The sequence below is a fragment of the Microcoleus sp. CAWBG640 genome (assembly GCF_020883015.1).
Taxonomy (GTDB): Bacteria; Cyanobacteriota; Cyanobacteriia; order Cyanobacteriales; family Microcoleaceae; genus Microcoleus; species Microcoleus anatoxicus.
On the sequence record NZ_JAHRFC010000113.1, the window covers coordinates 3,164 to 12,369 of the forward strand.

9 protein-coding genes and 1 pseudogene are annotated in these 9,206 nt (G+C 45.6%); 5 read left to right on the forward strand and 5 right to left on the reverse strand.

The genetic code is table 11. The annotated features are described in order from the left end of the window. The 3 genes from AAFP11_RS27475 to AAFP11_RS27485 form a co-directional block, all read left to right on the forward strand. Nucleotides 1-772, forward strand: a 772-nt coding sequence (locus AAFP11_RS27475) for a calcium-binding protein (RefSeq protein ID WP_341739880.1), incomplete at its 5' end; no start/stop codon positions are given. 451 nt (nt 773-1,223) lie between these two features. After that, entirely contained in the window at nt 1,224-2,993 is a 1,770-nt protein-coding gene (locus AAFP11_RS27480) for a S8 family peptidase (protein WP_341739881.1), read from the forward strand. Further along, a complete protein-coding gene (locus AAFP11_RS27485) occupies nt 2,990-3,211 on the forward strand; it encodes a hypothetical protein (RefSeq protein WP_341739882.1) in 222 nt (73 codons plus the stop codon). Before AAFP11_RS27480 ends, AAFP11_RS27485 begins: the two co-directional genes overlap by 4 nt. A 1,386-nt stretch (nt 3,212-4,597) precedes the next feature. On the opposite strand, the gene AAFP11_RS27490 is transcribed toward AAFP11_RS27485, so the two are convergent. Next, a complete protein-coding gene (locus tag AAFP11_RS27490) occupies nt 4,598-5,380 on the reverse strand; it encodes an SDR family oxidoreductase (RefSeq protein WP_341739883.1) in 783 nt (260 codons plus the stop codon). Between the two features lie 114 nt (nt 5,381-5,494). After that, nucleotides 5,495-6,412 carry a nuclear transport factor 2 family protein gene (locus tag AAFP11_RS27495; protein WP_341739884.1) on the reverse strand — a complete coding sequence of 306 codons (918 nt, stop codon included), beginning with the start codon at nt 6,410-6,412 and terminating at the stop codon, nt 5,495-5,497. A gap of 210 nt (nt 6,413-6,622) precedes the next feature. Between AAFP11_RS27495 and murG the strand changes: the two genes are divergently transcribed. Continuing rightward, a complete protein-coding gene (gene murG / locus AAFP11_RS27500; protein ID WP_341739885.1) occupies nt 6,623-7,687 on the forward strand; it encodes an undecaprenyldiphospho-muramoylpentapeptide beta-N-acetylglucosaminyltransferase in 1,065 nt (354 codons plus the stop codon). A gap of 46 nt (nt 7,688-7,733) precedes the next feature. On the opposite strand, the gene AAFP11_RS27505 is transcribed toward murG, so the two are convergent. Continuing rightward, on the reverse strand, nt 7,734-8,225 hold the full coding sequence (locus AAFP11_RS27505; protein ID WP_341739886.1) for a YajQ family cyclic di-GMP-binding protein: 492 nt from the start codon (nt 8,223-8,225) through the stop codon (nt 7,734-7,736). Nucleotides 8,226-8,228: 3 nt separating this feature from the next. On the opposite strand from AAFP11_RS27505, the gene AAFP11_RS27510 reads away from it, so the two are divergent. Continuing rightward, nucleotides 8,229-8,543, forward strand: coding sequence for a hypothetical protein (locus tag AAFP11_RS27510; protein WP_341739889.1), 315 nt, complete (start codon nt 8,229-8,231; stop codon nt 8,541-8,543). 73 nt (nt 8,544-8,616) lie between these two features. Here the strand turns inward: AAFP11_RS27510 and AAFP11_RS27515 are convergent, their stop codons facing one another. Continuing rightward, nucleotides 8,617-9,033 carry an MAPEG family protein gene (locus AAFP11_RS27515; RefSeq protein ID WP_341739887.1) on the reverse strand — a complete coding sequence of 139 codons (417 nt, stop codon included), beginning with the start codon at nt 9,031-9,033 and terminating at the stop codon, nt 8,617-8,619. Between the two features lie 15 nt (nt 9,034-9,048). Beyond that, a pseudogene (locus tag AAFP11_RS27520) lies at nt 9,049-9,206 on the reverse strand (DNA recombination-mediator protein A); the annotation flags it as partial.

Sequence of the window (9,206 nt, forward strand, 5' to 3'; positions counted from 1 at the left end):
TACTGCTGCTGTGAGTTTGGGCACCTCGGACTTTGTGTTTACAGGCTCCCTAGGTTCTGCTCCGGCTGGTAATACTACTGTTTCTGCTTCTGGTAGTGTGGTTGACTTGACTGCTGCTGGGAATACTTTCCCGGTTGCTATTAACAACTTCGGTTCCGGCGCAGGCGGTTACAACTTTACCACCCCTGTATTGTTTACAGGCAATAGTGCTGTTAATAACGTCACCGGTACGGACTTTGCTGACATTTTGAACGGCGGTTCTGGTGCTGATATTTTCAATGGTGGTTTGGGTAACGACAGTCTCTCCGGGGATGACGGTAACGACAGTCTCTTCGGTGGCCCTGGTAACGATACCATCAATGGTGGTGCCGGAAATGACACTTTAATCGGCGGTTTGGGAACTAATGTTCTCAACGGCGGTGCTGGTTTGGATGTGTTTGTGTTCACTGGAACTTCTGTTGGTGGCGGGGATTTAATTACCAATTACAGCACTGCTGATGATGTAATTAACCTCGACAAAACTGGTTTTGCTGCCTTTACGACTGGTTCTGGGCCTTTGGGTTCGAGTTTCTACGCTTATAGCAGCACAGTTGCTACTGTAAGTGGGATCGAGTCAACTTTGACTGGCCCGTCGATTATTGCTCTCTACGATGGTGCAGTTACTAAACTGTATTACGATAGCAACGGTTCTACGGTTGGTGGCAACAGTTTGTTTGCAACTGTTGATGTCAATTTGGGAGCTTCGGGCAACTCTGAGTTGTTCTTGTTCTAACCCATTGCTCTAGTATTCCCGTTCTTAAACTGAATGGGAATACTAGACGACTGATTTTAGGTGGCTTGATGCCACCTAAAATTTCAAATATTTTTTTAAGTAGAAGGAAGAATTCACCCCCCCCTACCCCCCCCAAGGGGGGAAATTCAGGAAGAAGATCGATGTGAAGAATAGCAAGCCAGTAAGCTTTTGAGCGATTTGGATCTTGCATTTAATTAGGTGGACTTACTTATTATTTGACCGATCGCTGGAAATAGATCGCGCTTTTGAAACTATTTTAAATTTTAGATTTATGTCAGGGGAAACTTAACCGAATACAGCAATGCTGGTACACTAGCAGCTTCTGCGGGTTTAATTCCCTCATCGCAAATTGATAGCTGTTGGTGCCAATGACAAGGGGTTAAAATTGGGTTATGGTGGTGAGCAAGCCTTCCCTACAAGGATCATTGGCATGAAAAAGTTTTTCGTTCTGTGCTTATTTTTTATCGGACTCGGCTGGGCAATTTCTAGTTTCCCAGGATTGGCGACTCAAGGGACCTATGATTCTATTTTGCTGGATTTCCGCGAAGATGTTGGTGCTGTTGAGATTGTCAAACAAGTAGAGGCGATCGCCAACAAGTACCACGTCAATCCCCAGCTCAATAGCGAGTTTTCCCAACAGGATAATGTGTATGTTGTCAAGGGCGATCGCAGTTTGTTAAATGCCCTGAAAAAATCAAATTTGGCTAAAGATACCGAATACATTGAACCAAACTACGTTTACAGCGCTTTCGAGATTCCCAACGACCCCATGTATAACAAACAGTGGAATCTCCGCAGCATCAATGTAGAATCTGCCTGGAACGAAACCAAAGGCAGTGGCACAACAGTAGCGATAATTGATACGGGAATCTCCCCAGTTGCGGACTTAAAAGAAACCAAATTTGTACCGGGCTACGACTTTGTAAACGATCGCGCCGAAGCCTTCGATGACAACGGCCATGGTACTCACGTCGCCGGTACAGTCGCCCAATCAACTAACAACAATTACGGTGTTGCTGGCATTGCTTACGAAGCAGCCTTAATGCCACTCAAAGTCTTGGGTGGTAGTGGTGGCGGTACCGTTGCTGACATCGCCGAAGCCATCAAATTTGCGGCGGATAATGGGGCTGATGTGATTAACATGAGTCTCGGTGGTGGTGGCGAAAGTCAGTTAATGGCAGAGGCGATCGACTACGCCCACAGTAAAGGCGTTGTCGTCATCGCAGCCGCCGGCAATTCGGGCGATAGTTCCGCCTCTTATCCAGCCCGCTATCCCCACGTCATCGGCGTTTCTGCCCTCGGCCCGGACGACGAAAAAGCTTCTTACTCCAATTTCGGCGCGGGAGTTGACATTTCAGCCCCCGGTGGTTCTGAAACTGGGAAAATTCTCCAAAGTACGATCGACCCAGAAACTGGTGCAGAAATTTTTGAAGGCTACCAAGGTACAAGCATGGCATCTCCCCACGTTGCCGCCGTTGCAGCCCTGATCAAAGCCTCCGGTATCCAAGAACCAGACCAAATTCGCAGCGTACTTTTACAATCGGCGCGAGTTGTGGGCGAAGACCCCCTCAACCATTTTGGTGCCGGAAACCTCGACGCCGCCGCGGCTGTTCAGCTAGCCCGCAGAGGCCAAATCAACTTCCGCGATTTCTTCCGCTGGTTGCATGACAATGGCTATCTCAGTCCCCATTTCTGGATCGATGGCGGTGCTGTGGCGCTGTTACCTAAGATTGCAATGGTACTCGGTTCCTATCTGCTGGCTTTCTTGTTGCGGAACTATTTCCCCTTCCAGTGGACTTGGGGTTTTTCGGGCGGTTTGATGGCTGGTAGTTCTGGGTTCTTTTTCCTCAGAAATTTGTTTGTATTTGACCTGCCGCAATGGCCGCTGCGGGTGATGGGCAGTTCTATTCCCGAACTTGGTGGCGCAATTAATGGCAGCAGTATGCTAAATCCGATGTTTGCTAGTGTGTTGATTCCGGGGATTTTAATTGTGTTGCTGTTGGGACATCCACAGTGGAAATGGATTGCGATCGCCACATCGATCGGCTTTGCTAGCAGTTTAGCAGTCAATGCTTTTGTGTCTCCCAGTGTTTGGGGATTGGGAACAGGTTTAGTAGCACAAACATTTTTAATTGTCAATGCTTTTCTATGTTTCGGGCTAGCACGTTTAGCAATTAAAACAGAGGTTCAGTCAGCATGAGTATTACAGTCAAGGGTGTAATTGAACGCCAAGGCTTCGGACCAGGTACTTGGGCCTTGGTGGGCGAAGATGGGGAAACTTATGAACTTAAGGATGCTTCTTCTGAACTGAAAAAAGAGGGTTTGAAAGTCCGTGTCAAAGGTTTGGTGCGTAAGGACATTATGACTTTTGCGATGATCGGGCCTGTGCTTGAGGTGCAGTCTTTTGAAGTGCTTTAGGCTAAACGATTCCTTCGATGGCAAACAGTCGTAGACGCAAAAAACCCACTTTCTTTGAAAAATCGTCTTGGCTGTCCTAGACAAAAAAACCCCGGCCAAATTTGGCTGGGGTTATTAATCAGGGTGCATCTACTGATCAAGTTTCCGGTAGGTTCTGACATCTTTCAGGATGAATTTGATTTTTTTACGGCAGAAGGACGCGGATGTTTGGCGCTGGGGCTTTAGTAGACAAAAAAAACCGGCCAAATTTGGTCGGGAGTTAATTAATCAGGGTGCATCTACTGATCAAGTTTCCGGTAGGTTCTGACATCTTTCAGGATGAATTTGATTTTTTTACGGCAGAAGGACGCGGATGTTTGGCGCTGGGGCTTTAGTAGACAAAAAAAACCGGCCAAATTTGGTCGGGAGTTAATTAATCAGGGTGCATCTACTAATATAGTCTCCGGTATGTTCAGACCTCTTTCAGGATGAATTTGATTTTTTTACAGCAGAAGGACGCAGATGTTTGGCGCTGGGGCTTTAGTAGACAAAAAAAACCCGGCCAAATTTGGTCGGGAGTTAATTAATCAGGGTGCATCTACTTATCAAGTTTCCGGTAGGTTCAGACCTCTTTCAGGATGAATTTGATTTTTTTTACCGCAGAAGGACGCGGAGGTTTGGCGCTGGGGCTTTAGTAGACAAAAAAAACCCGGCCAAATTTGGTCGGGAGTTAATTAATCAGGGTGCATCTACTAATATAGTCTCCGGTAGGTTCAGACCTCTTTCAGGATGAATTTGATTATTTCACCGCAGAAGGACGCGGAGGTTTGGCGCTATGGCTTTAGTAGACAAAAAAAACCCGGCCAAATTTGGTCGGGAGTTAATTAATCAGGGTGCATCTACTAATATAGTCTCCGGTATGTTCAGACCTCTTTCAGGATGAATTTGATTTTTTTTACCGCAGAAGGACGCGGAGGTTTGGCGCTGGGGTTGTACTAGACAAAAAAAAACCCGGTCAAATTTGGTCGGGAGTTATATCGTTTCCGGTTGTATGGGAATGATTAAACCACAGAGAACACAGAGGACACAGAGAAAGAGAAGAGAGAAATAATAATTCCGATGTCAACGGATTTGATATTAGTAGACAAAAAAAACCCCGGCCAAATTTGGCTGGGGTTATTAATCAGGGTGCATCTTTATTTACTTTTCATGGGCTGGAGGGATGTTCAGGATGAATTTGATTTTTTGACCGCAGAGGGACGGATATGTTTGGCGCTGTGGCTGTCATCGACAAAAAAAACCCGGCCAAATTTGGTCGGGAGTTATCAATCAATCAGGGTGCATCTACCTATCTACTTTCCTGGGGATGCTATTTAGATCCGGAAAGTTTCCTCTCAAACATCCAAACTATTTTCGATGAACTAAGGTTGCAGTGGCTTGGTCTGTGGGAACTAGCAAAATTTCGCTAATATTAACGTGGGGCGATCGCGTCGCACAAAAATACACGACATCGCCTACATCATCACCAGTAAGCGGTGTTAATCCTTGATAGACATTTTTGGCTTTTTCTGCGTCGCCGTGAAACCTGACATTGCTAAATTCTGTTTCCACTAAACCTGGTTCTATCTGTGTGACTCGGACTGGTGTTCCTAATAGGTCTTGTTTTAACCCTTCGGAAATTGCTTTTACCGCCGCTTTGGTAGCACAATAAACATTGCCTTTTGGGTAGGTTTCGCGACCTGCAATGGAACCAATATTGATTACGTGACCGCGACTTCGATTTACCATTCCGGGTACGATGTAGCGAGTCATGTAAAGCAAGCCTTTTACATTGGTATCAATCATTTCTTCCCAGTCTTGAAAGTTCCCTTCGTGCAGTTTGTCTAAGCCTCTACTTAACCCGGCATTGTTAATCAGAATATCGATCGCTTTCCAAGCTTCGGGAAGTGTATTTACAGCGGATTCGACTTTTGGGCGATCGCGCACGTCTAACTCTAGCAAATAAATTTGGTTGGCCGATGCTATTAATCCGGTTTCTACCAGTTCCTTTGCCAGTCGATCGAGCTTGTCGATGCGCCGCGCTGCTAAAATTAGTTTAGCGCCACCCCTAGCAAATATCTTGGCACAGGCTGCTCCTATACCGCTACTGGCACCGGTAATTAAAACAATTTGATTTTGGATAGAAATCATTTTTGTTATTAGTTATTAGTTATTAGTTATTAGTTATTAGTTATTGGTCATGAATGATTAGTTATTAGTTGTGGGTTTTTGCCAATAACCTGTTACCAATAACCAATAACATCTTTACTTGACAACTCGCAAGCGCACAGTGACTGTGGTTATACCACCTTGTCGCATCAATACTGCTGAAACGAAGCGATTTTCCGGTGTGGCTGGAGCTTTACCTACTTTAAAAATTCCCCCGGAATTCAACAACTCTAAATCGACTTGTGGGGGCTTGATGGATGTTTGCTCGCCGACTGGTGCTTCCACCACAGTTCCTATTAAAATGTCATCCCCGATCGGCTCTCGAACAATTGCATCAAAATGGTAGTCTTCACCCACCTTAACTTGCTCTGGCAAGTTCACTTGAATCGTGGGAGGATTTTTGCCCGAACTAAGCTGAGTTTGTTCTGCTAAAATTTCTTGTTTGACTATTTTTTGACCTTCAAAGCGCTGCTGAGAACGAATAGTAGCTTTGAGAGTTAAGTCTCTGCCGTCTTTTTTCTGAGTGCCGGCGATTGTAGTCACGGTTTCAGCTACAATCGCGCTGCCTTCGGCTTTCCAAGATTTGAGCTCTGTGCGGTAATTTAAACTGGGATAGCGCTGCCAAAGTTGAGTTAATGCTGTTTCCATATTCTGACTGTTCAATCCGTCAGAATGAGTGAAGTTTTGACCATAAAATGCCATGACTGCTTTGACATCGCGACGATTTGCCGCTGCGTCAATTTCCGTTAGCAGTTTTGTCAATTCAGCCGGTGCCGCTGTAGGGGTTTGAGCTTGTACTCTGGGATTCGCCTCCCGCACTCCTTGGGCTCTGGCCTGGGCCGGATGCAGTATGCTACTACTGAGAACTGTCAAACAGATCAACAAAGGGGCGATCGAGCTTTCGACTACGCTCAGGGGAGCCGACAAGCGGATGTACGGGCGATCGGCTTTTTTGTGCCGATCGCTGGTCCAATACTGAGATACACTTGGCACTAAATTCAAAAAATTACGCATTAGATGATAATTTGGTTATTTGTCAGGGGTCGTGCAGCGGACAATGGTTCGCCTGCAACGAAGACTGACAACTGAGCGGAACACGGCACTATCTAATTTTAGATGGCTGATGGGAAATTGGCTGAAACTGCCGGAAAAATCAGCATAATAATCTAAAACGTTAAACCCAAAATCGATCGAGCTGTGGAACTTGTAACAGAGACAAATACCTTGACAAAATCCCCTATCCGGTTGTTGATTGCAGCTAGTGGCACAGGAGGACATTTATTTCCGGCGATCGCCACCGCTGAACAGTTGCATGACTGTCACATCGAATGGCTGGGAGTTCCCGACCGCATGGAGACTCAGTTAGTCTCCTCCCTTTACCCCCTCCACACCATCGCCGTTGAAGGCTTTCAGCAGCGATTTGGACTCGGTACAGTGCGAATTTTAGGTGGTCTCCCTAGCTCGATTCTGCAAGTGCGCCGATTGCTCAAACAGGGAAAGTTTCACGGAGTATTTACTACCGGAGGTTACATCGCAGCACCGGCAATTTTGGCCGCTCGCTCTTTGGGTTTGCCGGTGATTCTTCACGAATCTAATGTTTTTCCGGGTAAAGTGACTCGTTGGTTTAGTCCTATTTGCAGTGCAGTGGCGATCGGATTTGAAGCCGCAGCCCAGTATTTACCCCGCGCCAAAACTGTGTTTGCTGGTACGCCGGTGCGATCGCAATTCCTGACTCGCGAACCTCTCAATTTACCAATTCCTGACAACGTACCTGTAATTTTAGTTATGGGTGGCTCTCAAGGTGCTGTCGCAGTTAATCAGTTAGTGAGACAGTGTGCTCCTGCTTGGTTTGATGCGGGTGCTTGGGTAGTTCACCTCACCGGAAATAATGACCCGGATGCTGAAAGTTTGCAGCACGCACAATATATATCGATGCCATTTTATGATAATGTGGCTGGTTTATTGCACCGGGCAAATTTAGCAATTAGTCGATCGGGTGCTAGTGCTATGACAGAATTAGCAGTGACTGGAATGCCTGCTATTTTAATTCCTTTTCCTTTCGCCGCGGACAACCACCAAAGTTTTAATGCCGAAGTATTTGCCGCTTCGGGAGCGGCTTTGGTATTTCGTCAAAGTGAATTAACTGCTGATATTTTGCAAAGTAAAGTTTTACATTTACTTAGCGACACTCAATATTTGGCAAAAATGTCCCAAGCTGCTGCTCAATTAGCTGTGACAGACAGTGCAGAGCGTTTGGCTAATTTGGTTAGGGAATTGGTGGGTAACTAAAATCCGGCTAGATCTCAATTCTATCTTTGAGTTAGCTTTCAAAATTTTACCTATAATTGGTAAACTGCAACGCTACGGGGTAATCTTCTTGCTTCAATCGTTGAATTACCAACTGCAAATCATCTTTATCTTTGGCAGAAACCCGCACCGCATCGCCTTGAATCGATCCTTGAATCTTTTTAAATTCATCTCGAATTAATTTAGTAATTTTTTTGGCAATTTCCTGGTCAATCCCTTTTTTTAGTTTAATTTCTTGGCGAACCCGACTGTTACTAGCCGCTTCAATTTTGCCATAATCAAAAATTTTCAGAGACAAATTGCGTTTGGCAGATTTAGTTTGCAAAACAGTGTGAATTGCATCCAAGGTGAATTCACTGTCGGTATTGACAATAATGGATTCAGCACCTAATTCCACGGTGGTTTTGGTGTCTTTCAGGTCGTAGCGACTTTGAATTTCCCGTGTTGTTTGGTCAACAGCATTAACTAATTCTTGACGGTCGAAGTCGCTCACAATATCAAAGGAATAACTGGCGGCCATAAAATGATAATTGGGAATGGGGAATGGGAATTGGGGAATTGGAAATTGGGAATGGGGAATGGGGAATGGGGAATGGGGAATGGGGAATTGGGAATGGGGAATGGGGAATTGGGAATGGGGAATTGGGAATTGGGGATTGGGAATTGGGGATTGGGGATTGGGAATGGGGAATTGGGGATTGGGAATTGGGAATTGGGGATTGGGAATTGGGAATTGGGGATTGGGAATTGGGGATTGGGAATTGGCTTACCCCCCCAAGGGGGGAATAAATTGGGAGATTGGCGATTGGAATTAATACAAATAACCAATAACCAATAACCAACAACCAACAACCAATCACCAACAACCAATAACCAATCACCAACAACCAATAACCAATAACCAATAACAATTAGTTATTAACAGCCATCAAACTGAAATAAAATAGAGTGACAGTGCAAGAAGAACTAATGGCAAACATGAGCGATCGCCCCAGTGGTACATTCAGGATATAGAAAACGGAAAACAACAACCGGGCGATCGTAAAAGTGATCGCAGCCCAACCAGCCACCTCCGAATCTACCCCCGTCACAAAAGCCATCAAAGCTGCCGCTGAAAACAGCATAAACGTCTCAAAGGAATTTTGGTGAGCCCAAGTAGCCCGTTGAGCGTAAGCAGGTAATTTCTCAAACATAGCGCGGGGCGCTGCTTGATCGTAGCCTAACTGCAAGCGGGCATAGGCAACAACCAAAAATGGGGCGTACACCAGGGCGGCCGCAGCAACAATACAATCAAGCAAAATAACCGAAACAGGTAATCCTAATAGCATTATCCGCCTCGTATTTCAATCAAAATAGAACAGAGTAACAACCTTGCGCTGTTCCTCTGCATCCTGACAAGTTTTCAGCAAAGTGTGACTTTCGTGAAAAGCAAAACAGAGCAGTTGCTGACACCGAGAAATAATCTCCTGATTGCACAGGGCGCTTGCTTCTGGGAGAGACA

Coding starts and splice junctions, on each gene's coding strand:
- AAFP11_RS27510 (WP_341739889.1), top strand. CDS start 8,229: ATGATAATTGGGAATGGGGAATGGGAATTGGGGAATTGGAAATTGGGA.
- AAFP11_RS27490 (WP_341739883.1), bottom strand. CDS start 5,380: ATGATTTCTATCCAAAATCAAATTGTTTTAATTACCGGTGCCAGTAGC.
- AAFP11_RS27480 (WP_341739881.1), top strand. CDS start 1,224: ATGAAAAAGTTTTTCGTTCTGTGCTTATTTTTTATCGGACTCGGCTGG.
- AAFP11_RS27485 (WP_341739882.1), top strand. CDS start 2,990: ATGAGTATTACAGTCAAGGGTGTAATTGAACGCCAAGGCTTCGGACCA.
- AAFP11_RS27495 (WP_341739884.1), bottom strand. CDS start 6,412: ATGCGTAATTTTTTGAATTTAGTGCCAAGTGTATCTCAGTATTGGACC.
- AAFP11_RS27505 (WP_341739886.1), bottom strand. CDS start 8,225: ATGGCCGCCAGTTATTCCTTTGATATTGTGAGCGACTTCGACCGTCAA.
- AAFP11_RS27515 (WP_341739887.1), bottom strand. CDS start 9,033: ATGCTATTAGGATTACCTGTTTCGGTTATTTTGCTTGATTGTATTGTT.